Source organism: Pseudomonas sp. BYT-1 (assembly GCF_023611805.1).
In the GTDB taxonomy this organism is placed as follows: Bacteria; Pseudomonadota; Gammaproteobacteria; order Pseudomonadales; family Pseudomonadaceae; genus Aquipseudomonas; species Aquipseudomonas guariconensis.
In genome coordinates this window covers 1,103,083-1,125,091 of sequence record NZ_CP072559.1, presented here as the reverse complement: position 1 = coordinate 1,125,091, position 22,009 = coordinate 1,103,083, and the positions used below count along the sequence as shown (strand labels likewise).

General features: G+C 62.7%; 18 protein-coding genes. 13 read left to right on the top strand and 5 right to left on the bottom strand.

The window, feature by feature from the left end:
- Window positions 1–26: 26 nt before the first annotated feature.
- From J5X93_RS05110 to edd, 4 genes are all read right to left on the bottom strand, one after another.
- A complete protein-coding gene (locus J5X93_RS05110) occupies window positions 27–1,481 on the bottom strand; it encodes an ATP-binding protein (RefSeq protein ID WP_102082406.1) in 1,455 nt (484 codons plus the stop codon).
- Window positions 1,462–2,160 carry a two-component system response regulator GltR gene (gene gltR, locus J5X93_RS05105; RefSeq protein WP_232111710.1) on the bottom strand — a complete coding sequence of 233 codons (699 nt, stop codon included), beginning with the start codon at window positions 2,158–2,160 and terminating at the stop codon, window positions 1,462–1,464. Before gltR ends, J5X93_RS05110 begins: the two co-directional genes overlap by 20 nt.
- A 76-nt stretch (window positions 2,161–2,236) precedes the next feature.
- Complete coding sequence (locus J5X93_RS05100; protein ID WP_250034512.1) at window positions 2,237–3,196, bottom strand: glucokinase; 960 nt, start codon at window positions 3,194–3,196, stop codon at window positions 2,237–2,239.
- The gene (gene edd, locus J5X93_RS05095; protein WP_043210667.1) at window positions 3,193–5,019 is read right to left on the bottom strand and encodes a phosphogluconate dehydratase; all 1,827 of its coding nucleotides are present in this window, start codon (window positions 5,017–5,019) and stop codon (window positions 3,193–3,195) included. The genes J5X93_RS05100 and edd overlap by 4 nt, the downstream gene beginning before the upstream one ends.
- A 265-nt stretch (window positions 5,020–5,284) precedes the next feature.
- Between edd and gap the strand changes: the two genes are divergently transcribed.
- From gap to J5X93_RS05065, 6 genes are all read left to right on the top strand, one after another.
- Window positions 5,285–6,286: a type I glyceraldehyde-3-phosphate dehydrogenase gene (gene gap, locus J5X93_RS05090; RefSeq protein ID WP_090346664.1), complete on the top strand. Its 1,002-nt coding sequence runs from the start codon at window positions 5,285–5,287 to the stop codon at window positions 6,284–6,286.
- A 175-nt stretch (window positions 6,287–6,461) separates the two neighbouring features.
- On the top strand, window positions 6,462–6,974 hold the full coding sequence (locus J5X93_RS05085; RefSeq protein ID WP_250034510.1) for an RNA polymerase sigma factor: 513 nt from the start codon (window positions 6,462–6,464) through the stop codon (window positions 6,972–6,974).
- 91 nt (window positions 6,975–7,065) lie between these two features.
- Entirely contained in the window at window positions 7,066–8,028 is a 963-nt protein-coding gene (locus J5X93_RS05080; protein ID WP_250034508.1) for a FecR family protein, read from the top strand.
- A gap of 126 nt (window positions 8,029–8,154) precedes the next feature.
- Window positions 8,155–10,752 (top strand): TonB-dependent receptor, encoded by a 2,598-nt coding sequence (locus J5X93_RS05075; protein ID WP_250034506.1) that lies wholly within the window; start codon window positions 8,155–8,157, stop codon window positions 10,750–10,752.
- 184 nt (window positions 10,753–10,936) lie between these two features.
- The gene (locus J5X93_RS05070) at window positions 10,937–11,530 is read left to right on the top strand and encodes a biliverdin-producing heme oxygenase (RefSeq protein WP_043210679.1); all 594 of its coding nucleotides are present in this window, start codon (window positions 10,937–10,939) and stop codon (window positions 11,528–11,530) included.
- A gap of 55 nt (window positions 11,531–11,585) precedes the next feature.
- A complete protein-coding gene (locus J5X93_RS05065; RefSeq protein WP_102082402.1) occupies window positions 11,586–12,002 on the top strand; it encodes a YbaN family protein in 417 nt (138 codons plus the stop codon).
- Here the strand turns inward: J5X93_RS05065 and arcD (J5X93_RS05060) are convergent.
- Window positions 11,982–13,409, bottom strand: coding sequence for an arginine-ornithine antiporter (gene arcD, locus J5X93_RS05060; RefSeq protein ID WP_090346647.1), 1,428 nt, complete (start codon window positions 13,407–13,409; stop codon window positions 11,982–11,984). The two genes, J5X93_RS05065 and arcD (J5X93_RS05060), sit on opposite strands and share 21 nt — an antisense overlap.
- A 157-nt stretch (window positions 13,410–13,566) precedes the next feature.
- On the opposite strand from arcD (J5X93_RS05060), the gene J5X93_RS05055 reads away from it, so the two are divergent.
- From J5X93_RS05055 to gcsR, 7 genes are all read left to right on the top strand, one after another.
- Entirely contained in the window at window positions 13,567–14,595 is a 1,029-nt protein-coding gene (locus tag J5X93_RS05055; protein WP_050161940.1) for an IS30-like element ISPsp8 family transposase, read from the top strand.
- A gap of 365 nt (window positions 14,596–14,960) precedes the next feature.
- Entirely contained in the window at window positions 14,961–16,388 is a 1,428-nt protein-coding gene (gene arcD, locus J5X93_RS05050; protein WP_043210686.1) for an arginine-ornithine antiporter, read from the top strand.
- A gap of 31 nt (window positions 16,389–16,419) precedes the next feature.
- On the top strand, window positions 16,420–17,673 hold the full coding sequence (arcA, locus tag J5X93_RS05045) for an arginine deiminase (protein WP_043210687.1): 1,254 nt from the start codon (window positions 16,420–16,422) through the stop codon (window positions 17,671–17,673).
- Between the two features lie 66 nt (window positions 17,674–17,739).
- Window positions 17,740–18,750 carry an ornithine carbamoyltransferase gene (locus J5X93_RS05040; RefSeq protein ID WP_043210689.1) on the top strand — a complete coding sequence of 337 codons (1,011 nt, stop codon included), beginning with the start codon at window positions 17,740–17,742 and terminating at the stop codon, window positions 18,748–18,750.
- Window positions 18,751–18,869: 119 nt separating this feature from the next.
- Window positions 18,870–19,799 carry a carbamate kinase gene (gene arcC, locus J5X93_RS05035; RefSeq protein WP_043210691.1) on the top strand — a complete coding sequence of 310 codons (930 nt, stop codon included), beginning with the start codon at window positions 18,870–18,872 and terminating at the stop codon, window positions 19,797–19,799.
- A 57-nt stretch (window positions 19,800–19,856) separates the two neighbouring features.
- Entirely contained in the window at window positions 19,857–20,225 is a 369-nt protein-coding gene (locus J5X93_RS05030; RefSeq protein ID WP_070574787.1) for a DUF5064 family protein, read from the top strand.
- 101 nt (window positions 20,226–20,326) lie between these two features.
- Window positions 20,327–21,835 carry a transcriptional regulator GcsR gene (gene gcsR, locus J5X93_RS05025; protein WP_043210693.1) on the top strand — a complete coding sequence of 503 codons (1,509 nt, stop codon included), beginning with the start codon at window positions 20,327–20,329 and terminating at the stop codon, window positions 21,833–21,835.
- Window positions 21,836–22,009 lie beyond the last annotated feature (174 nt).

Genomic DNA, 22,009 nt, shown 5'->3' with positions numbered 1-22,009 from the left:
TGTCACAAAGCGGTGACATTCGCCGCTCAATCGGTGCTGCGCGGCAGGCTGAGAGTGACCCGCAGGCCACCCTGACGCAGGTTCAGCAGGCTGACCTCTCCGCCATGGCTATGGGCGATGTTGCGCGCGATGCCCAGCCCCAGGCCGTAGCCCTGCTGCTGACCGGCCAGGCGAAAATGCGGTTCGAAGACCTGCTCAAGGCGCTGTTCGGGAACTCCAGGCCCCTGATCATCCACCTGCAGGACAAACCCCGTGGCGCTGTCGAGAATGCGCAGATGGGCCCGTTCGCCATACTTGATGGCGTTGTCGATCAGGTTACCAATGCACCGACGCAGGGCCAGGGGCTTGCCCGCGTAGGGCGCCAGGGCACGGCCTTCGAGGGTGATGCGGCCGTCGCCCAAGTAGGGCTCGGCGAGTATCTCCAGCACCTGGTTGAGGTCCACCGGCTCGATGTTCTCGTGGATGTCGGTGTCCTTCACACACTGCAATGCCCCTTTGACCAGCAGTTCGAGCTCGTCCAGATCACGACTGAACTTGGCCTGTAGCTGTTCGTCCTCGAGCAGTTCGACCCGCAGGCGCAAACGCGTGATAGGCGTGCGCAGGTCATGGGAAACGGCGCTGAACAGCTGCGCGCGCTCAGTCAGGTAGCGACTGATGCGCTCGCGCATGCTGTTGAAGGCCCGCCCCACTTCTGCCACTTCGCTGCCCCCACCTTCAGTGACTGGCGCGACATCGGCGCCCAGGGACATCTCCCGCGCCGCCCGTGCCAGACGCTTGAGCGGGCGGCTCTGCCAATGCACGAGCAGACCGATGAACAGCAACAGCAAAGCGGTGGTCAACGCGATGAAGCCGATCTGCTGACGCGGCAAGCGTTCGGTTTCCAGGCTCGTGTAGGGCTCAGGCAACAGCGAGGCGATGTACAGCCACTCGTCTTTGTCCAGGCGGATCTGGGTGACCAGCACCGGCGGGTTGAGCGGCTCCAGGGTCAGTGAGTAATGCGCCCAGGAGCGCGGCAGCTCGTCGAGCTTCAGGCCACTATTGAAAATGCGCAGCTCCTGGGGGCTGACGAATTCCACGGAGATTTCCATCTGCGGCCCCAGCCGCTCGTGCAGTACCGACTGGAACACGTCGATCACCGCCTGCTTGCGTGGCGTGATCGGCAGCACCGGCATATCCAGCGGCTTGTCGTTGAGCGAGACGAAGAACCGCGTGCCACCCATGCTGCGCAACTGGTCCAGCACCATCGGCCGATAGGCGACTGGCAATGAGCGGAAGTAGCTGACACTGGCGCTCATCGAATGGGCCAGGCTACGGGCACTGGCCTGCAGGCCCTGGAGCTGGCTGGCACGCAGTTGGGAGACCCAGATCACGCTCGACAACCCTTGGGCCAGCAGCACCACCAACAAGGTCAACGACAACATGCGCCCGAGCAGCGAGCGCGGCAGCAAGCGCCAACGCCGCTCAGCAGGCAGGGCAGACATGGGCCGCCAGCAGGTAGCCACTGCCGCGCACGGTGCGGATCAGCCGTGGCGGTTTATCCGTGTCACGTAGCCGCTGGCGCAGGCGGCTGACCGCCATGTCGACGATGCGGTCCAGCGGCATCGGCTCACGGCCTCGGGTGGCATTGCCGATGGTGTCGCGGTCGAGGATCTGCTGCGGATGGTCGAGAAACAGCTTGAGCAAGGCGAAGTCGGCGCCGGAGAGAATCACTTCTTCGCCATCGCGATGGAACAGGCGATGACTGATGGTATCCAGGCGCCAATCGTCGAAGGCCAGCACCGCCTGACTGGGTGCCGCCTGACCGAACTCAGCGCGGCGCAGCAACGCCTTGATCCGCGCCTGCAACTCGCGCGGGCTGAAGGGTTTGCCCAGGTAATCGTCGGCACCCAGCTCCAGGCCGATCACCCGATCGGTTTCATCGGAGCTGGCAGTCAGCATGATGATCGGCACCCGCGCCAGACGCGGATGCTGACGCACCCAACGACACAGGCTGAAGCCATCCTCGTCGGGCAGCATCACATCGAGAATCACCAGATCGCAGGGCTCGGCCTCCAGCGCCTGGCGAAAGCCTTTGCCATCGGCCTCGGCATGCACCTGAAAACCTGACCGGCTCAGGTACGCCTGCAACAATTCGCGAATGTCCTGGTCGTCGTCGACCATCAGGATCGATTTGCCAGCAGTGGTCACTGAACCTTCCTCTGGTAGTGATAACGGACGGGCATCAAGGGCCTGGCGATCAATGACCCAATGCCTGCTGCAACGCCACACCGGCCCCCAGCAACCCGGAAAACTCCGCAGTCACCAGCCACACCGGCACCCCTTCGAAATAGCCGCTCATGCAGCCCTTGTCGGCAAAGCTCGCGGCAAAGCCACTGTGTAGAAACAGTTCGGCAAAACGCGGAATCACGCCGCCGACAATATAAACCCCGCCCCGTGCTCCCAAGGTCAGTACATTGTTACCGGCCACGCGCCCGAGGAAACGGCAGAACTGCTCGATCACCGCCAATGCCCGCGGCTCGCCGCCCAGCGCGGCATCGGTGATATGCGCAGGCGTCTTGTGCCTGGGGATGTCGCCATCGAGCGCGCACATGGCTTGGTACAGACGCACCAGCCCGCCGCCACTCAATACCGTCTCGGCGCTGACATGGCCAATCTGCCGATGGATCTGCTGATGGATCGCCGCTTCGCGTTCGTTGCCCACCGGCAGATCGACATGACCTCCCTCACCCGGCAAGGCCAGCCAATGCTGGTTGTCCAGGCGCAACAGGCTGCCCACGCCCAGGCCGGTACCTGGGCCGATGACCAGAGCCGGGCGTGCAGGGTCGGCTGCGCCCGGACACACCTGGCGATACTCGCCCGGCTGAAGGCGCGTCATGCCCAGGGCCATGGCACTGAAGTCGTTGATCAACAGCAGGTGCTCGACCTGCAAAGCCTGGCAGAAGGCTCGGCGGCTCAGACGCCAGTGGTTGTTGGTAAAGCGAAATGCGTCGCCGCTCACAGGCCCGGCGACTGCCAGGCATACGGCCGCCAGCCCGCCGCGGGCAATGCCTTGCCCGGCCAGATAAGCCTCGATGGCCTGCTCGGGGCTGGTGTAGTCGGCAGTGGCCAGAACCTGCACCGCCTGCAACTGGTTGTCGTGCCACAAGGCAAAGCGGGCATTGGTGCCGCCGATATCGCCAACCAGCAGCGCAGTCATTTGAGCTGCTCCAGGGCCGAGGTGAAGGCGCTGGCGCCCTGCTCGGCCGGGCTGAACGCCACCCGCATGAAGCCGAACAGCTCGCGCCCCATTCCCAAGTCGTTGCCCTGGGGTGGTGCCGGCAGGTCACGGGTGGCCAGCTCCTCGGCCGACACCATCAGCTGCAGCGTGCCTTCGACGCCATCGACCCGCACGATATCGCCATCGCGCACCCGCGCCAGCGGGCCACCGTCGTAAGCCTCGGGGCACACATGGATGGCCGCCGGGATCTTGCCCGAAGCGCCGGACATCCGCCCGTCGGTGACCAGCGCCACTTTGTAGCCACGGTCCTGCAACACCCCCAGGAAAGGGGTCAGCTTGTGCAACTCAGGCATGCCGTTGCAACGCGGTCCCTGGAAGCGCACCACCGCGACGAAGTCGCGCTCCAGCTCGCCGGCCTTGAACGCATCGGCCAGGGACTGCTGGTCATGGAATACCCGGGCCGGCGCCTCTACGACCTGGTGCTCAGGTGCCACGGCCGACACCTTCATCACACCTCGCCCAAGGTTGCCGTTCATCACCCGCAGGCCACCTTCGGCGGAGAACGGTCGTGCCACCGGGCGCAGGATGCTCTCGTCCAGGCTCTGGCGCGGCCCTTCACGCCAGACCAGCTTGCCCCCCTCGAGGAAGGGCTCCTGGGTGTAGCGGCGCAGGCCGTGGCCGGCCACGGTATTGACGTCCTCATGCAACAGCCCGGCATCGAGCAGTTCGCGGATGAGAAACGCCATGCCGCCCGCCGCCTGGAAGTGGTTGATGTCGGCCTTGCCGTTGGGATAGACGTGGGACAAGGTCGGTACCACCTCGGAGAGGTCCGCCATGTCCTGCCAGGTCAACTGGATGCCGGCAGCCTGGGCGATGGCCGGGATGTGCAGGGTGTGGTTGGTGGAACCGCCGGTGGCGTGCAGGGCGACGATCGAGTTGACCAGTGCCTTCTCATCGACGATCTCGCCCAAGGGCATGAAGCTGCCGCTGGCCTTGGTCATGCGTGTGACCTGTTGCGCCGCCTCGGCGGTCAGGGCGTCACGCAGCGGTGTATAGGGATTGACGAACGATGCGCCGGGCAAGTGCAGGCCCATGACCTCCATCACCAGCTGGTTGGTGTTGGCCGTGCCATAGAAAGTGCAGGTGCCGGGGCTGTGATAGGACTTCATCTCCGATTCCAGCAGCTCTTCGCGGCTGGCCTTGCCTTCGGCGTAGCGCTGGCGTACGTCGGCCTTTTCCTTGTTGGAGATCCCCGAAGGCATTGGCCCGCCTGGGACGAAGATGGTCGGCAGATGACCAAAGCGCAGGGCGCCCATCATCAGGCCGGGCACGATCTTGTCGCAGATGCCGAGCATCAATGCGGCATCGAACATGTTGTGGGACAAGGCGATGGCGGTGGACATGGCGATCACTTCACGGCTGGCAATGGCCAACTCCATGCCCGGTTCGCCTTGGGTGACGCCATCGCACATGGCGGGCACGCCACCGGCGAACTGGCCGACCGAGCCGATCTCGCGCAGAGCCTGTTTGATCTGTTCCGGGAAGTGCTGGTACGGCTGGTGCGCCGACAGCATGTCGTTGTAGGCCGAGACGATGGCCACGTTGGCGGCGTTCATCATCCGCAGGCTGTGTTTGTCCTCGGCACCGCAGCCGGCCACGCCGTGGGCGAAGTTGGCACATTGCAGGCGGGCGCGCATGGGACCGTCGCTGGCCGCGCCGCGAATCAGCTCCAGGTAGCGTTCACGGGTGGCACGGCTGCGTTCGACCAACCGTGCGGTGACCTCAAGGATGCGCGGATGCATGTACTGGACTCCAGGCTGACTGTAAGGGTGGCGTCGATGGGCATTTCCCCTTCAAACGATTGCGGCCTAGGCTCAAGGTAAGGGGGCCTGACGCGATCTGGGGGTGGTCTGCCCGACCACTCGTTGTAGGTTTAACAAAATACTGCCATCAAAAAGGCTTGTTTTCTATCAAACAGTGAATAATCTTGTAATTCCAATAACAAAACCGTTTCAGTGAAGTGACCTTTTTGCCACAAGCTTCACTCGGACTGCCAGAGGTAATGCCATGACCCTTCGGATCGCCATCAATGGATTTGGCCGCATCGGACGCAACGTCCTGCGCGCACTCTATACCCAAGGCTACCGCCAGGACCTGCAAGTCGTCGCCATCAACGACCTGGGCGACAGTGCGATGAATGCCCACCTGCTCAAGTACGACAGCGTGCACGGCACGTTCGACGCTCAAGTCGAATCCGACCAGGAGAGCCTGACGGTCAATGGCGACCGTATCTCGGTCAGTGCCATTCGCAACCCGGCGGAGCTGCCCTGGAAGGCCGAAGCGGTGGATGTGGTGTTCGAATGCACGGGCTTGTTCACCGACCGCGCCAAGGCAGCAGCCCACCTGAGCGCCGGCGCAAGCAAGGTGATCATCTCGGCGCCCGCCAAGGGAGCCGACGCCACGGTGGTGTACGGGGTCAACCACGACACCTTGCGCGCCTCGCACCAGATCATCTCCAATGCTTCTTGCACCACCAACTGCCTGGCGCCGATCGCCCAGGTGCTACACCGTGAGTTCGGCATCGAGCACGGGCTGATGACCACCATCCACGCTTACACCAATGACCAGGTGCTCACCGACGTCTACCACACCGACCCCTATCGCGCGCGCTCGGCCACCCAGTCGATGATCCCGAGCAAGACCGGCGCCGCCGAGGCCGTGGGCCTGGTGCTGCCGGAGCTGGCCGGAAAGCTCACGGGCATGGCGGTGCGGGTGCCGGTGATCAATGTGTCGCTGGTAGACCTGACCGTCAACCTCAAGCGCGAAGCCAGCGCCGAGGAGGTCAACCAACTGTTCCTCGAAGCCAGCCGGCACTCGCGCATCCTGGGCTACAACGCCCTGCCGCTGGTGTCCTGCGATTTCAACCATAACCCGCTGTCGTCGATCTTCGACGCCAACCACACCCGCGCCAATGGCCGGATGCTCAAGGTGATGGCCTGGTACGACAACGAATGGGGCTTCTCCAACCGCATGCTCGACAACTGCCTGGCGCTGTGCAACGCGGGTTGACCTGGCAGACCATCGCACGCTGCGCCAGTGCCTGATGGGTTCTTTTGTAGGACCTGGCGAAGCCTGCGACGGGTCGCAACACCGCGACACTTACCCACTCTTTACATCGATGAGGCTTGACCAAACCACAAGATGATAAGCATTATCATTTGCCTTTCGTCGGTCAGGTTTCCTCGTGAGTCAGTCCCGGTTCAACACAGTGTTCCTCACCCAGCGCCTCCCTTTGCTGCGCACGTTGCAGCGCATGGTGGGCAACCCCAGCACGGCCGAGGATCTGCTCCAGGAGACCTACCTGCGGGTCACCCGCGCCTTGGGCGAACGCCCCATCGAGCACTTGGAGCCTTTCGTGTTCCAGACTGCGCGCAACCTTGCGCTCGATCACCTGCGCGCGCGCCGCGTGCAGGCCCGCACGCTGGTTGACGATGTCCCTGAGGAGGTGCTGCACAACGTCGCCGCGCCGACGAGCAGCAGCGAAGAGGCCGCTCACGCCGAGCAACTGCTCAAGCACCTGAGCGTCAGTCTCGATCAGCTCACCCCACGCCAGCAGCGCATTTTCATCCTCAACCGACTGCATGGCGCCAGTTACCTGGAAATCGCCGAGCAGTTGAAGGTGTCCGCCAGCACCGTACAGAAAGAGCTGAAACTGATCATGGCCATCTGCATGGGCGTCGCCGAGCGCCTGCGCTGAGCCGACCATTCGCCGGTCGGCAGCGCCCCCCACTTGCCACGCCTGCTCGCAGCCATGATCATTCGCGAAAAACCCACAGCAAGGATTTTCTGTGACAGACAGCCCTGCCCCTCGCCCGTCTCCCGACGCGCCTGATGCCCGAGCGCGTGCCATGGACGAAGCGCTGGACTGGCTGGTACGTCTGCAATGCGCCAGTGAGCAAGACACTCGGGATTTCGAAGCCTGGCTGGGCGCCGCCGCAGAGAACGCCGAAGCCTATGTCGAAGCCGAAGCCCTGTGGAACGGCGCACCGCTGCATCAGGCCGCCGTGCAATTGAACCATCGTCACCGCACCGCCTTGCGCGGTCGCCTGCGTACCCACTGGAAACCTTTGGCCACCGCCGCCGCGCTGCTGGTCGGGCTGCTTACCTTCGGCAACCTGCCCGTGCGCCTGCAGGCCGACCACTTGACCGTGGTCGGCGAACGTCAGCGCCTGCAACTGGACGACGGCGCCCAGGTATTGCTCAACACCAATTCAGCCTTCGCCAACGACCTGCGTGACGGCCGCCAGGTCGCACGTCTGTTGCAAGGCGAGGCTTACTTCCAGGTACCGGGCAACAGCCCTGCCCCGCTGGAGTTAGAAGCAGGCCCACTGCGCGCGCAGGCACAAGACACCGACTTCGCCGTGCGTTACCTCGATGGCGAAGCGCAAGTGCGGGTGCAGCGTGGCGATATCGACTTGCAGGGCGCCCGTGACCAGCGCATCCGCCTGTCGGCCGGCGACAGCATCAGCGTCGGCCCTCAGGGGTTCGGCCAGCGCCAACGCCCGGACATGCACAAAGACCTAGCCTGGGTCGAAGGCCGTCTGGTGTTCGAGAACTGCCCGCTCAGCCAAGTGCTTGCCGAAGTGCGCCGCTACTACCCCGGTTGGATCATCAACCGCAACCCGAAGCTCGAACAGGTTGCGGTGACCGGCAACTACCGCCTGGACCAACCTCTGGAAACCCTGCGCGCCCTGGCCCACATCACCTCTGCACAAGTGCATGAGTATCCGGCGCTGGTGATCCTCAATTGACGCCCTGAAGTTTTTTTACGCGATCGCGCCTTCCCGTCCGTCTCGTTATAGCCAATGCAACTGATTCTTGTTTGAAACAAGAACGGTCACCACCTATAACAGTTCGCGCGTCAGGGAGCGCCTTCGATGTCCACAGGTCCAACTCGCCCGTCCACCCCTTCCCGCCGCATGGGGCAATTGTCCCTGCTGACCCTGGCCTTGCTCGCCAGCGGCGCCTGCAGCCTGCCTACCCTGGCCGCAGAACCGGCCAATGCCAGCAGCCCACGCCTGGGCGACTACCGCTTTGCCATCGAGCAGCAGCCACTGGTCTCGGCGATCAACGCGTTCAGCCAGATCACCGGCTGGCAGGTCGGGTTCAGTGCCGAATTTGCCGAGGGCGTGTCGTCACCGGGGGTACGGGGCTCGCTGCCTGCTGAAGCCGCATTGCGCCGTCTGCTGCAAGGCACCGGGCTGAGCCTGCGCAAGATCGGCAACGCCAACGTGGTATTGGAGCGCCAGCAGGCCGGCAACACCATCGCCCTGCAGCAACTGACCGTGAGCGCCACCCGCAGCGCCCAGGACGTCAGCCAGGTGCCAAGCACCGTCAGCGTGCAGACCCGCGAGCAACTGGATCGCAGGAACGTCAACGACATCAAGGAACTGGTCCGTTACGAGCCCGGCGTCTCCGTCGGCGGCGTCGGCCAGCGCAGCGGCCTGAACGGCTACAACATCCGCGGCATCGATGGCGAACGGATCCTCACCCAGGTCGACGGCGTCTCGGTTCCGGATGGTTTCTTCTACGGCCCCTATGCCCAGACCCAACGCAACTATGTCGATCCCGAGATCGTCAAGCGCGTGGAGATCCTTCGCGGCCCAGCCTCGGTGCTCTATGGCAGCAATGCCATTGGCGGCGCGGTCAGCTACTTCACCCTCGATCCGGACGACATCATCAAGCCTGGCAAGGACATGGGCGCCCGCCTCAAGACCGGCTACAGCTCGGCCGATGAAAGCTGGCTGACCTCCGCCACCGCCGCCGGCCGCCAGGGCGACTTCGACGGCCTGTTGCATCTGAGCCAGCGCAACGGTCACGAAACCGAATCCTACGGCGAGCACGGTGGCACCGGCCTTGACCGCACCAAGGCCAACCCCGAGGATGCGCGCACCACCAACGTACTGGCCAAACTTGGCTGGAACTACGCCGAGGACGCGCGACTGGGCGTTACCTACGAGCGTTACAAGGACGATCGCGACCAGAATGTGCTCAGTGCCGTGGGTGGACCGTTCATTCCCGGCATGGGCGCTTCGAACATGTATCGCGCCCGAAGCGCCGATGACACCATCACGCGGGAACGCTTCGGCATCACTCATGAGTTCGGCCTCGACAGCCTGCTGGCCGATCACATGAAATGGAGCCTGAACTACCAGATCGCCAAGACCGATCAACGCACCGAGGAGCTTTACTTCGCCCGTGGCCGCGAAGTGCTTCGTGATCGGCAGACGACCTACAAGGACCGCCAATGGGTGCTCGATGCACAGCTCGACAAAGCGTTCACCGTTGGCGCCACCGACCATCTGCTGACCTACGGCACAACGCTCAAGCAAGAAAAAGTCACCGGTTCTCGTAGCGGTACGGGCGTCTGCCTGAATGTTGGTGGCTCCTGCACAGCCATCGGCCAGATCAGTCCCCCAGACAGCCTGGCCCGGGTCAGCGACTTCCCCGACCCGACCATCAACACCTACAGCCTGTTCGCCCAGGACGAGATCCGCTGGAACAACTGGACCTTCCTGCCGGGCGCACGCTACGACTACACCCGGCTCAAGCCGCACCTGACCGATGAGTTCCTGGCCACCCTGCCGACCTCGGGCAACACCACCGTCAGCGACAAACAGAAGAACTGGCACCGCGTTTCGCCCAAGCTGGGCGTCACCTACGCCTTCAACGACCACTACACCTGGTACGGGCAGTACGCCGAAGGCTTCCGCACGCCGACGGCCAAGGCATTGTATGGCCGCTTCGAGAACCCGGCCGGCGGCTATGTGGTCCAGCCGAATCCGAACCTTGAGCCGGAAAAGAGCAAAAGCTACGAGACCGGTCTGCGCGGCAACTTCGATGCGGGCAACTTCGATGTCGCCGTCTTCTATAACAAGTACCGCGATTTCATCAATGAAGACGCCCTGCTCAACGGCAACGACGCGCTCGACTTCCAGGCGCAGAACATCAAGCACGCCACCATCAAGGGCGCCGAGGTCAGAGGTCGTCTGAACCTGGATCGCTTTGGCGCACCGCAAGGCCTGTACACCCAAGGCTCGGTGGCCTACGCCTATGGCCGCAACGATGACACCGGCCAGCCGCTGAACAGCGTCAACCCACTCACTGGCGTGTTTGGCCTGGGGTATGAGCAGGACAGCTATGGCGGCCTGCTGAGCTGGACATTGGTCAAGCGCAAGAACCGCGTCGACGACACCACGTTCTTCTCCCCCGACGGCAGCACTTCGCGCTGGCGTACTCCCGGCTATGGCGTGCTCGACCTGAGCGGCTTCTACAAGATCACGGACGATGTGACCGTCAATGCCGGTCTGTACAACCTGACCGACAAGAAGTACTGGCAGTGGGATGACGTACGCAGCTATGCCACTGTCGGCCAGAACGGCCAGAGCGAAGCCGCCGTCACCCAGCCCGCCAACCTCGATCGCCTGACCGCGCCGGGACGCAACTTCGCCATCAATTTGATCTGGGATATCTGAGCGCCGTCGTGCGACGGCACCGCATCGCCTGCTTCGCGGCTGAAGCCGCTCCCACAGGGGCTGCGCCGGTCTCAGGATCGGCGCGGTACCAGTGGGGCCTTCACCCCTCTGCAAACACCTTTTTTACGGTCGGACCCGACCCGATTCGTCTCGTCTAGAGCCCTCATCTGCCAAGGACCTTTCCATGACCGCCACCCCCGCCCTGCGCTCGCAGCGCCTGAACCAGGTCACCCACGCACCGCATACCGAGCTGGACGCCCTGGTCAAATCCCACAAGCCATTCGACAGCCGCGAAAGCTTCGCCCGCTTCGTGGTCGCCCAGTACCTGTTCCAGTCCGAACTGCAGGCCCTGTACAACGACCCGCGACTGATCGCCATCGTGCCGGACCTGGCCCAGCGCTGCCGTGCCGAGCAGGCACGTCTGGACCTGGCCGACCTGGACACCGACGTTCCCGCCCCTTTGCCCGGCGCGTTGCAAGGGCCGAGCCTGGGCCAGGCCTTGGGCTGGATCTTCGTCTCCGAAGGCTCCAAACTGGGCGCCGCGTTCCTGATCAAGCGTGCCGTGGCTCTTGGGCTGTCCGACAGCTTCGGCGCCCGTCATCTGGGCGAGCCGGCCGGTGGTCGCGCCGAAGGCTGGAAGCAGTTCACCCGAATCCTCGATAACCTCGAGCTTTCGGCCGAGGAGGATGCCGCCGCCGAACGTGGCGCAGTGGCGGCCTTCGAGCGCTTCACCGAACTGCTCAAGCATGCCTATGCCGCGGATGCCGCACTGGCCTGAGAGGCTTCACCCGGTCACCGCTCCGTTGGCCGGACCGTTTTTTCGCAGTGAGACCATGACCCGACCAGCCCGCTCGAAACTCGCCCGCCTGCTCTACGCAATCCTGGCCTATGTCAGCTTGGGTATTGGGCTGGTCGCGATCGTCGTACCCGGCCTGCCCACCACCGAATTCATTCTCCTGGCCGCCTGGGCAGCGACTCGCAGCTCCCCGCGTCTGAGCACCTGGCTGGAAAACCATCGGCTGTTCGGGCCGATCCTCCATAACTGGCGCAATGGCAAGGTGATCCAGCGCCGTGCCAAGGTCAGCGCCACGCTCAGCATGCTGCTGTGCGCGGGGCTGATGCTGACGTTCTTCGAGCATCGCTGGCCAGTGTTTCTGGCCATTGGCGGCATGACCTTGGGCAATCTGTGGATCTGGTCGCGCCCGGAGCGACCTGTCCCGCCCTGCCCCTCACAAACTCAGCACCCCTGAATACAAGCCATAGGCCGCTAGCCCCGCTCCGGCCAGCACCGCTGCGAAGATCAGCTTTTCCCAGCCAGTGAACAACGCCTTGCCTTGTTCGTGCTTGGCTCGGGCGAACAGGATCACGCCCGGCGCATAGAGCAGGGCCGAGAGCAGCAGGTACTTGAGTCCCCCGGCATACAGCAACCAGACGGCATAGAGCAGCGCCACCAGGGCGACTACCAGGTCCTTGCGACGCAACTGCGGCTGCTCGGCATAGCCTTCGCCACGCAGGGTCAGCAGCACCGCGTAGGCCGCCGACCAGAAGTACGGCACCAGAATCATCGACGACGCCAGGTAGATCAGGCTGGTGTAGGTGCCCGCCGAGACCAATGTGATCAGCAGGAAGCCCTGAATCATCACATTGGTCAGCCACAGGGCGTTGGCCGGTACATGGTTGGCGTTCTCCTTGGCCAGGAAACGCGGCATGGTCTGGTCCCGCGCCGTGGCAAAGAGGATCTCGGCGCACAGCAGCGCCCAGGAAAGCAGCGCACCCAGCAGCGATATCGCCAAGCCAATGCTGATCAGCAAGGCGCCCCAGGGCCCGACGATGTGTTCCAGCACCGAAGCCAACGAGGGGTTCTGCAGATTGGCCAGCTCTGGCTGGGTCATCACCCCCAACGACAGCACATTGACCAGCACCAACAATGCCAGCACCCCGAGAAAGCCGATGACCGTGGCCTTGCCCACGTCCGAGCGATGCAGCGCCCGCCCCGAATACACACTGGCGCCCTCGATGCCGATGAACACGAACACGGTCACCAGCATCATGTTGCGCACCTGCTCCAGCACGTTGCCGAACTTGGGGTTGCTCAGCCCCCAGATGTCACGGGTGAAGATATCGGCCCGGAAGGCGAAGGCGGCAATGACGATGAAGATCAGCAGCGGCACCACCTTGGCCACCGTGGTCACCTGGTTGATGAACGCCGCTTCCTTGATGCCGCGCAGCACCAGAAAGTGCACTGCCCACAACAGCAAAGACGCACAGGCGATGGCTACCGGCGTATTGCCCTCGCCGAAGACTGGGTAGTAGAAACCCAGGGTGCTGAACAGCAACACGAAATAGCCCACATTGCCCAGCCATGCGCTGATCCAGTACCCCCAGGCCGAGGAAAAGCCCATGTACTCGCCAAAGCCGGCCTTGGCGTAGGCGTACACTCCTGAGTCCAGCTCCGGCTTGCGGTTGGCCAGGGTCTGGAACACGAACGCCAGTGCCAGCATGCCCACGGCAGTGATGCCCCAACCGATCAGCACCGCGCCCACATCGGCGCGCGCCGCCATGTTCTGCGGCAACGAAAAGATCCCACCGCCGATCATCGAGCCGACCACCAGCGCGATCAACGCACCCAGGCGTAGCTTCTGTCCCGGTTCACTCATAGGGCTCCCCTTTGGGCTGTTGTCATACGCATGAAACACCTTGTTGATTCTTATAACGGAGCGGTCAACTCATATTAGACCAAGCGATCAAGGCTAAAGCCCGGCGGCGGCAAAAACTGAGTGCAACACCTGACCTTTCCGGTACGGTGCTGCCCCTATGTCATATACCGAACTCAGCGTTGAAGAACGCGCCACCATCCAAATCGGCCACGCCCAGGGCTTCAGCCTGCGCAGGATTGCTCGCCTGATCAATAGGTCTCCTTCGACCATCAGTCGAGAGCTGCGCCGCAATCGAGATGTCTGTGGCAGCTACTCGGCCCGCGCGGCCCAGGAGCAGATGAAGGCCCGCCGCCAAGTCTGTCGACCGAGCCGAAAGCTGCTGCCGGGGAGCGAGCGCTTCGAACTGGTGGTTCATATGCTGCGTGAGCGTTTGTCTCCCGAACAGATTGCCGGCAAGCTGCGCCACATGAACATACCTAGCCTCAGAGATGCCTACGTCTGTCGCGAGACGATCTACAACGCGATCTATGCCCTGCCAGTGGGTGAGCTGCGTAAGGAGCTGATCATCTGTCTGCGCCAAGGCAAGACGACGCGCCGGCCGCGCTCTGGTGGCGTGGATCGGCGCGGCCAGATCCCCGAGATGGTCAGTATTCATGTGCGCCCGCCGGAGATTGAAGACAGGCTGATGCCGGGGCATTGGGAAGGCGACCTCATCAAGGGTAAGGCCAACGCCTCGTCCGTCGGTACGCTGGTGGAACGCACCAGTGGGTACCTGATGTTGGTGAAGATGAACGACGCGACGGCGACTTCGGCGCTGGAAGGCTTCAGCGCCGCGCTCAATAGCATGCCGCTGGAGATGCGCAAGAGCATGACTTACGACCAGGGCCGGGAGATGGCACGACACGCCGAGATCACCCAAAGAACCGGCGTGGCGATCTACTTTTGCGACCCGCACAGCCCCTGGCAGCGCGGCAGCAACGAAAACATCAACGGCCTGATTCGCCAGTACTTGCCCAAGGGCACAGACCTGTCGGTACATAGCCAGGAGGAGCTGGACGCCATTGCGCTGCAACTGAATATGCGACCGCGTAAGCGCTTCGACTTCAAATGCCCAATCGAAGTTATGGGCGAGGTGATGCAGAAGGCCATGGCTATGCGGCATGATGCTCCAGTTTCAATTCAATGACCGTGTTGCACTCAGCTCCTGCAACCGCCCCCTCATAACGAGTCGGTCTATATAGTTGGCATTAATACTGCGCCTTCCATGAGGCAGGTCAGTGACAAACATAGTTAAGACGGGGTTTTCTCGAAAATTTGCTTATTGCCCAAAAGCGGCTAGCTTGAAACCTCGCAGGCCACACGAGCTTTTGCTCTAGAAGGACACGGAGGTGCCAGCGCATAAGGCCTGCAGCATAAGCAGTCGGCACTCTCCAGGAGTCATGTGAAGGAGTTTTCCTACTTCGCATCACCATGAAACTGACCCATGTCAGCACATGGCACAGGCGTCGGATTTACTCTGAGGTCAACTTTCTCCTGGCATGGAGTTGTTAAATGTCTGATTCTCCCGGAAAACTAAAACTGGGTGCACTTGTTGCACTTGTCGTCGGTTCCATGATTGGCGGCGGGATATTTTCGTTGCCGCAAAACATGGCCGCCAGCGCCGGTGTCGGTGCTGTATTGATCGGCTGGGCCATCACGGCGGTCGGCATGTTGACCCTCGCCTTCGTGTTCCAGACGCTGGCCAATCGCAAACCGGATCTGGACGGCGGGGTGTATGCCTACGCCAAGGCAGGGTTCGGCGACTACATGGGCTTTTCCTCAGCCTGGGGCTACTGGATCAGCGCCTGGCTGGGCAACGTCGGCTACTTCGTCCTGTTGTTCAGCACCTTGGGCTATTTCTTCCCGATCTTCGGTGAGGGCAACACGCCGGCGGCCGTGATCGGCGCCTCGATCCTGCTGTGGGCGGTGCACTTTCTGGTACTGCGCGGCATCAAGGAAGCGGCGTTCATCAACCTGGTCACCACCGTGGCCAAGGTCGTGCCACTGGCGCTGTTCGCGCTGATCTGCCTGTTCGCCTTCAAGCTGGACATTTTCACCGCCGACATCTGGGGTAAAGGCTCCCCTGACTTAGGCAGCGTGATGGACCAGGTGCGCAACATGATGCTGGTCACCGTATGGGTGTTCATCGGCATCGAGGGCGCGAGCATCTTCTCCTCCCGGGCGGAAAAACGCTCCGACGTAGGTAAGGCTACCGTCATCGGTTTCATCACCGTGCTGCTGTTCCTGGTGCTGGTCAACGTACTGTCGCTGGGCGTGATGACCCAACCGGAACTGGCCAAGCTGCAGAACCCCTCGATGGCTGCCGTGCTCGAGCACGTGGTCGGGCACTGGGGCGCGGTGCTGATCAGCGTCGGGCTGATCATCTCGCTGCTCGGTGCGCTGCTGTCATGGGTGCTGCTGTGCGCCGAGATCATGTTCGCCGCGGCCAAGGACCACACCATGCCGGAGTTCCTGCGCCGCGAGAACGCCAACCATGTACCGGCCAATGCGCTGTGGCTGACCAACGCCATGGTGCAGATCTTCCTGGTCATCACCCTGTTCTCCAACAGCACCTATCTGTCGCTGATCTACCTCGCCACCTCGATGATCCTGGTGCCTTACCTGTGGTCGGCGGCCTATGCGGTGCTGCTTGCGGTACGGAGCGAAACCTACGAACAGGCCCTGGCCGAACGCCAGAAAGACCTGATCATTGGTGGCATCGCCCTGCTGTACGCCATCTGGCTGCTGTATGCCGGCGGCGTGAAATACCTGCTGCTCTCGGCCCTGCTCTATGCCCCTGGCGCGATCCTGTTCGCCAAGGCCAAGCGCGAGGTCGGCCAACCGATCTTCACCTCGGTTGAAAAACTGATCTTTGCCGCCGTCGTGGTGGGCGCCCTGGTGGCCGCCTACGGACTCTACGACGGCTTCCTGACGCTTTGATCCACGTCTTCGCATTCTTGGAGGAATGAACATGTCCACGGAAAAACAGAAGTACGGTGTCCACTCCGAAGCCGGCAAACTGCGCAAAGTGATGGTGTGCGCTCCAGGTCTTGCTCACAAGCGCCTGACCCCGAGCAACTGTGACGAGCTGCTGTTCGATGACGTGATCTGGGTCGACCAGGCCAAGCGCGACCACTTCGACTTCGTCACCAAGATGCGCGAGCGCGGCGTCGAGGTGCTGGAGATGCACAACCTGCTCACCGACATCGTGCAGAACCCCGAAGCACTGAAATGGATCCTCGACCGCAAGATCACCCCTGACACCGTCGGTGTCGGCCTGACCAACGAAGTGCGCAGCTGGCTGGAAGGCCTGGAACCGCGTCACCTGGCCGAATTCCTGATCGGCGGTGTGGCCGGCCAGGATCTGCCGGAAAGCGAAGGTGCCAGCGTGGTCAAGATGTACAACGACTACCTGGGCCATTCCAGCTTCATCCTGCCACCTCTGCCCAACACCCAATTCACCCGCGACACCACCTGCTGGATCTACGGCGGCGTGACCCTCAACCCGATGTACTGGCCAGCACGACGCCAGGAAACCCTGTTGACCACCGCCATCTACAAGTTCCACCCCGAGTTCACCAAAGCCGACTTCCAGGTCTGGTACGGCGACCCGGACAAAGACCACGGTCAGGCCACCCTCGAAGGCGGCGATGTGATGCCGATCGGCAAGGGCATCGTGTTGATCGGCATGGGCGAGCGCACCTCGCGCCAAGCCATCGGCCAACTGGCACAGAACCTGTTCGCCAAAGGTGCGGTGGAGAAAGTCATCGTCGCCGGGCTGCCTAAATCTCGCGCGGCCATGCACCTGGACACCGTGTTCAGCTTCTGCGACCGCGACCTGGTCACGGTTTTCCCGGAAGTGGTCCGCGAAATCGTGCCGTTCATCATTCGCCCGGACGAAAGCAAGCCTTACGGCATGGATGTGCGCCGCGAGAACAAGTCGTTCATCGAGGTGGTCGGCGAGCAACTGGGCGTCAAGCTGCGCGTGGTCGAGACCGGCGGCAACAGTTTCGCTGCCGAGCGCGAACAGTGGGATGACGGCAACAACGTGGTGGCGGTCGAGCCCGGCGTGGTCATCGGCTACGACCGCAACACCTACACCAATACCCTGCTGCGCAAGGCCGGAATCGAAGTCATCACCATCAGTGCCGGCGAACTGGGCCGGGGCCGTGGCGGCGGCCACTGCATGACCTGCCCGATCGTTCGCGACCCAATCGACTACTAACGACCATTTCCCCGGCCGTCCTCACAAGGCGACGGCCGGGCCGACCCGAACTCAAGGAGAACCGTCATGGCGTTCAACATTCACAACCGCAACCTGCTCAGCCTCGAACACCACACCACCCGCGAGCTGAAATACCTGCTGGACCTGTCCCGCGACCTCAAGCGCGCCAAGTACACCGGCACCGAACAACAGCACCTGAAGGGCAACAACATCGCCCTGATCTTCGAGAAGACCTCGACCCGCACCCGCTGCGCCTTCGAAGTCGCCGCCTATGACCAAGGCGCCAACGTCACCTACATCGACCCGAACTCCTCGCAGATCGGCCACAAAGAGAGCATGAAGGACACCGCTCGCGTGCTGGGCCGCATGTACGACGCCATCGAGTACCGTGGCTTCAAGCAGGAAATCGTCGAGGAGCTGGCCAAGTTCGCCGGTGTACCGGTGTTCAACGGTCTCACCGACGAGTACCACCCGACCCAGATGATCGCCGACGTGCTGACCATGCGTGAGCACAGCGACAAGCCGCTGCACGATATCAGCTATGCCTACCTGGGCGATGCCCGCAACAACATGGGCAACTCGCTGCTGCTGATCGGCGCCAAGCTTGGCATGGACGTGCGCATCGCCGCGCCCAAGGAACTGTGGCCTCATGACGATCTGGTCCAGCGCTGCAAGCAGTACGCCGAAGAAAGCGGCGCACGCATCACCCTGACCGAGGATGCCAAGGCTGCGGTCAAGGGCGTCGACTTCATCCACACCGATGTCTGGGTGTCGATGGGCGAGCCGGTCGAAGCCTGGGGCGAGCGCATCAAGCTGCTGCTGCCCTACCAGGTGAACAAGGAACTGATGAAGTCCACCGGCAACCCTCGCACCAAGTTCATGCACTGTCTGCCGGCATTCCACAACTCCGAGACCAAGGTCGGCAAGCAGATCGCCGAACAGTACCCGCACCTGGCCAACGGCATCGAAGTCACCGAGGACGTATTCGAGTCGCCAGCGTGCATCGCCTTCGAGCAGGCGGAAAACCGCATGCACACCATCAAGGCGATCCTGGTGTCGACCCTGGCTGATCTCTAACGCTATTGGCTGCAAGCTTCAAGTTCCAAGCCACAAGAAACGCGGCGCCTCACACCGACCCGCCTCTGCTTGCAGCTTGCGACTTGAAGCTTGAAGCTGACCTGAGAAGGACATTCACCATGCGTATCGTTGTTGCATTGGGCGGCAACGCCCTGCTGCGTCGCGGCGAGCCCATGACCGCTGAAAACCAGCGCGCCAATATCCGCACCGCCACCGAGCAGATCGCCAAGATCCATCCTGGCAACGAACTGGTCATCGCCCACGGCAATGGTCCGCAAGTCGGCCTGCTGTCGCTCCAGGGCCTGTCCTACAAACCCGACGAGGCTTACCCGCTGGACGTGCTGGGTGCCGAGACCGAAGGCATGATCGGCTACATGATCGAACAGGAGCTGGGCAACCTGCTGGCCTTCGAAGTGCCGTTCGCCACGCTGCTGACCCAAGTGGAAGTGGATGCCAACGACCCAGCCTTCAAGGACCCGACCAAGTTCATCGGCCCGGTCTACAGCAAGGAAGAGGCCGAGCGCCTGGCCAAGGAGAAAGGCTGGGTGGTCAAGGCCGACGGCGACAAATACCGCCGCGTAGTGGCCAGCCCCAAACCCAAGCGCATCTTCGAAATCCGCCCGATCAAGTGGCTGCTGGAAAAGAGCAGCATCGTGATCTGCGCAGGCGGCGGCGGCATCCCTACCATGTACGATGAAAACCGCAAGCTCAAAGGCATCGAAGCCGTCATCGACAAGGACCTGTGCTCGGCCTTGCTGGCCGAACAACTCGATGCCGACCTGCTGGTGATCGCCACCGACGTCAACGCCGCATACATCGACTTCAACAAGCCGACCCAGAAAGCCATTGCCCAGGCCCACCCCGACGAACTGGAACGCCTGGGCTTTGCCGCCGGCTCCATGGGGCCCAAGGTGCAAGCGGCCTGCGATTTCGCCCGCCACACCGGCAAGGTGGCGGTGATCGGCTCGCTGTCGGACATCGAAGAGATTGTCAAAGGCACCGCCGGTACCCGCGTGTCCACCGCCAAGCCGGGGATCAGCTACCGTTGAATGCAGTAGGCGGGCGTCTGACGCCCGCCGTTTTCGACCTTCCAGAGGAGCGTGTCAATGGCCCAATACCACCCCGGTCATGTCCATATCGAGCGCACCGCGCTGAACAAGAATGACCACAGCTATGACTTGAACATCGAATACGAGGCCGCGTCGGACCCCAAGGAAGGCAGAGGCATCCAGTTCCACATGCACGGCATCATCGAGGGCAAGACGGTCGAGGAAAAATTCTTCCTGGCCAAGGACCAGGTGCTGCCCAGCTTCCTCATGCAACTCTCCCGCCGGGCCCAGTCCTACCTGGCGCCGCCCAAGAAATTCGAGAACCTGGGTTCGCCGCACAAGATCTACGACTGGATGTTCAAGGACATCCGCGAGAAGCTGGACGTGAAATCGGGCGATCCGATCAAGCCTGAACACCTGGAATGACTTCACGATCAGGGGCCGCACAGCGGCCCCGGCAATATTGGGCTTGATCGACCGACCGAGGCATACTACCGCCCTCCCCTGGCCACAGCCCCCTCAACCCCATGCGCATCCATGTCAGTTTCATCGACCGCGTCGGCATCACCCAGGAAGTCCTGGCCCTGCTCGGTGCCCGCAATCTCAACCTGGACGCCGTGGAGATGGTGCCGCCGAACGTCTACATCGATGCGCCCACCCTTAGCCCTGCCGTGCTCGAAGAGCTCCACGATGCGTTGTTCGAAGTCCAGGGCGTGCAGTCGGTGGAAGTGGTCGACATCCTTCCCGGCCAACGCCGACACCTGCAGCTCGATGCTCTACTGGCCGCCATGAGCGACCCGGTGCTGGCGGTGGACAGCGCAGGCAAGGTGCTGCTGGCCAACCCGGCGTTGATCGCCCTGTGCGGGCGCGAATCGGCCGGCCGCTCCGTGGGCGAGCTGTTCAATGACCCAGGTCTGCTGCAGGCTCTGCTGGACAACAATTTCCACCTGCCGATGCGCGAGATGCAGCTCAATGGCCAGAGCTTGCTGCTCGACGCTACACCGATCACCCATGCTGGCGGTCTGCTCACGCTTTACCCGCCGAACCGCATGGGCGAACGCCTGTCGGCCCTGCATCACGACCATGCCGAAGGGTTCGATGCCTTGCTCGGCGACTCCCCGGCGATCCGCACCCTCAAGGCCCGCGCCCTGCGCGTCGCGGCCCTGGACGCGCCACTGCTGGTGCACGGCGAGACCGGCACCGGCAAGGAGTTGGTGGCCCGTGCCTGCCATGCCATCAGCAGTCGCCATGCCGCGCCATTCCTTGCGTTGAACTGCGCGGCCCTGCCCGAGAGCTTGGCCGAAAGCGAGCTGTTCGGCTATGCCCCAGGGGCATTCACCGGGGCACAACGCGGCGGCAAGCCGGGGCTGATGGAGCTGGCCAACCAGGGCACCGTGTTCCTGGATGAGATCGGCGAAATGTCGCCTTACCTTCAGGCCAAGCTGCTGCGTTTTCTGAGTGACGGCAGCTTTCGCAGGGTCGGCGGCGACCGGGAAATCAAAGTGGACGTGCGCATCATCAGCGCCACCCACCGCGACCTGGAGCGCATGGTGGCCGAGGGAAGCTTTCGCGAGGACCTGTTCTATCGCCTCAACGTGCTGAATCTGCAGGTTCCCCCCCTGCGCGAACGTGGCCAGGACATCCTGCTGTTGGCGCATTTCTTCATGCAACAGGCCTGCACACAGATCCAGCGCCCACCCTGCCGCCTGGCCCCGGCCACACACTCGGCGCTCTTGGCCAACCCCTGGCCGGGTAACGTGCGCCAATTGCAGAACGTGATCTTCCGCGCCGCAGCCATCAGCGAACATAGCCTGGTGGACATCGACGATCTGGACATTGCCGGCACCGCCGTGGCCCGTGGCCAGGACGGCGAAGTGGCCAGCCTCGAGCAGGCCGTGCAGGCCTTCGAGCGCGATCTGCTGCAGCGCCTATACCTGAGCTATCCGTCCACCCGCCAATTGGCCAGCCGCCTGCAAACCTCCCACACCGCGATTGCCCAGCGGCTACGCAAGTACGGGATTCCAAACAAAGCATGAAGCGGGGCTCGCGCCTCGGTTCGACAGCGCCCCGCCAGCGTCGGGGTGACGCATAAAACCACAAAAATAACCGTCATAAGCCGATAACTTTCAGAATAAACCTACGTACTCGCGTAATGGCCGTCCCTAGAATGGCGCGCCCAAGTAAATATTCTTCTGAATTTACAAAGAGTA

Coding starts and splice junctions, on each gene's coding strand:
- gltR (WP_232111710.1), bottom strand. CDS start 2,160: ATGGTCGACGACGACCAGGACATTCGCGAATTGTTGCAGGCGTACCTG.
- J5X93_RS05110 (WP_102082406.1), bottom strand. CDS start 1,481: ATGTCTGCCCTGCCTGCTGAGCGGCGTTGGCGCTTGCTGCCGCGCTCG.
- J5X93_RS05065 (WP_102082402.1), top strand. CDS start 11,586: ATGACCCGACCAGCCCGCTCGAAACTCGCCCGCCTGCTCTACGCAATC.
- gcsR (WP_043210693.1), top strand. CDS start 20,327: ATGCGCATCCATGTCAGTTTCATCGACCGCGTCGGCATCACCCAGGAA.
- gap (WP_090346664.1), top strand. CDS start 5,285: ATGACCCTTCGGATCGCCATCAATGGATTTGGCCGCATCGGACGCAAC.
- J5X93_RS05030 (WP_070574787.1), top strand. CDS start 19,857: ATGGCCCAATACCACCCCGGTCATGTCCATATCGAGCGCACCGCGCTG.
- arcC (WP_043210691.1), top strand. CDS start 18,870: ATGCGTATCGTTGTTGCATTGGGCGGCAACGCCCTGCTGCGTCGCGGC.
- edd (WP_043210667.1), bottom strand. CDS start 5,019: ATGCATCCGCGCATCCTTGAGGTCACCGCACGGTTGGTCGAACGCAGC.
- J5X93_RS05100 (WP_250034512.1), bottom strand. CDS start 3,196: ATGACTGCGCTGCTGGTTGGCGATATCGGCGGCACCAATGCCCGCTTT.
- J5X93_RS05075 (WP_250034506.1), top strand. CDS start 8,155: ATGTCCACAGGTCCAACTCGCCCGTCCACCCCTTCCCGCCGCATGGGG.
- J5X93_RS05070 (WP_043210679.1), top strand. CDS start 10,937: ATGACCGCCACCCCCGCCCTGCGCTCGCAGCGCCTGAACCAGGTCACC.
- J5X93_RS05055 (WP_050161940.1), top strand. CDS start 13,567: ATGTCATATACCGAACTCAGCGTTGAAGAACGCGCCACCATCCAAATC.
- arcA (WP_043210687.1), top strand. CDS start 16,420: ATGTCCACGGAAAAACAGAAGTACGGTGTCCACTCCGAAGCCGGCAAA.
- J5X93_RS05040 (WP_043210689.1), top strand. CDS start 17,740: ATGGCGTTCAACATTCACAACCGCAACCTGCTCAGCCTCGAACACCAC.
- arcD (WP_043210686.1), top strand. CDS start 14,961: ATGTCTGATTCTCCCGGAAAACTAAAACTGGGTGCACTTGTTGCACTT.
- arcD (WP_090346647.1), bottom strand. CDS start 13,409: ATGAGTGAACCGGGACAGAAGCTACGCCTGGGTGCGTTGATCGCGCTG.